Annotated in this window: 1 pseudogene; it reads left to right on the top strand. The window is 72.7% G+C overall.

The features are described 5' to 3' along the window. A pseudogene (locus G3I42_RS16810) lies at positions 1–227 on the top strand (FAD-dependent monooxygenase); the annotation flags it as partial.

The raw sequence follows: 227 nt of genomic DNA, 5'->3' as shown, positions 1-227 counted from the left end.
GAGCGCGGCTGATCGGCCTGCTCCCCGGCTGGGACGCACGGTTCACCGCACTGGTCGCGGCCTGCGACGACACGGTCGTACCGCGGTCGATCACCACGCTCCCGGCCGGCCTGACCTGGCCGTCGGCGCCGGACGTCACGCTGCTCGGTGATGCCGCACACCTGATGCCACCGGTGGGAGAGGGCGCCAACATGGCACTGATCGACGGCGCCCTGCTCGGCCTCGCA

The organism is Streptomyces sp. SID11385, assembly GCF_010548245.1.
In the GTDB taxonomy this organism is placed as follows: domain Bacteria; phylum Actinomycetota; class Actinomycetes; order Streptomycetales; family Streptomycetaceae; genus Streptomyces.
Note: the sequence above shows the minus strand (reverse complement) of the source record. Positions and strands in the feature narration are given on the sequence as shown.